This window comes from Nostoc sp. 2RC (genome assembly GCF_014222165.1).
Taxonomy (GTDB): Bacteria; Cyanobacteriota; Cyanobacteriia; order Cyanobacteriales; family Nostocaceae; genus Nostoc; species Nostoc linckia.
The window spans coordinates 1-1066 of record NZ_JACKZU010000734.1 but is presented as its reverse complement, the minus strand read 5'-3'; the positions used below and the strand labels follow the sequence as shown (position 1 = coordinate 1066).

Annotated in this window: 1 protein-coding gene; it reads right to left on the bottom strand. The window is 35.0% G+C overall.

Annotation, left to right across the window (positions count from 1 at the left end; all coding sequences use genetic code 11):
- Window positions 1-226: 226 nt before the first annotated feature.
- Window positions 227-415: a hypothetical protein gene (locus GNE10_RS34740; RefSeq protein ID WP_099069141.1), complete on the bottom strand. Its 189-nt coding sequence runs from the start codon at window positions 413-415 to the stop codon at window positions 227-229.
- Window positions 416-1066: the final 651 nt, after the last annotated feature.

Genomic DNA, 1066 nt, shown 5'->3' with positions numbered 1-1066 from the left:
CTCCCATACTTCTCTGCGAGAGGCTGCGCCAACGGCTCCGCTCAGTACAAGTCTCCCCATCTCCCCATCTCCCCACTCCCCTGATTTACCCCAAACAATGGAAAAAGCGTTACGAAGTTTGGCTCGCAACGCTTTTTCCAAAAGGGTAGTAGGAATTTGCACTCTACAGCACTCGAACAAACGCAAGCATTAGTCAAACAGTTTTAGACATTGCTTGTGTTGTTTGTTAATCTTTGGTTTCTTGCAGGTTTTGGATCGCGGGTTGCTGGTTATTTTGAACATCATTTGAAGAATAATGCGCGATGACAAATACTGGTAGAGTAAGAGTCAACAAAGCGATCGCAGTTCCCACAATGTCTGCCAACCTGTGTGAGTATGTGTCGGCAGAACTGGCAGACGGACTATTTGAATTCATACAATATTCAAGTTATTCGGATTGTTGTGTACGTTTACTTTCAAAAGAGACTTTTGAAGTTATTTTAGCTAGTTTTAAACTCTGACAGATGTAGCATTGAACTAGCTAAACCACTTTTATAACTGTCATAATAGCGATTTTATACATCCCATTCGGAACACAAAGTTACACAAAAATACATCATGTTAAATTTGGCGATCGGTATTTTCAATTCTTTATCTGTGTTGTCTAATTAATTGCATAGTCATAACCTTTGCTGGCAGCATCATAGGTTACATTTTTTCCCTGCTAAAAGATTAATTAGAAAACCGTATTTTTTGGATACTTCATAATTATAACATCTTTCAACGCCTTTGGTTTGCTTATCTTCATATAATTGAGAATTTGTAATATGGAATACAAAATTGTAAAAACAATGAAAGATATTTCTAATTTTTGATTGTTCTATATTAATTACATTCAAAAATATTTGACACTAGAGAAAAAACGGTAGCAAATAATTTTTAACATTTTTCATCATCACCGAATAAATACAGAGCTATCATCTGTCTGATGTAGGATATATTCAGTAATATCACTAAATGAATATTTTCTAATTTAAATTTCTGAGTCTATTGATAGTCGTAGCAGATTTGTCAATCTATATATAGG

Bases quoted from the DNA above. Each gene is read 5' to 3' on its own strand.
- GNE10_RS34740 (WP_099069141.1), bottom strand. From the start codon at position 415: ATGAATTCAAATAGTCCGTCTGCCAGTTCTGCCGACACATACTCACAC.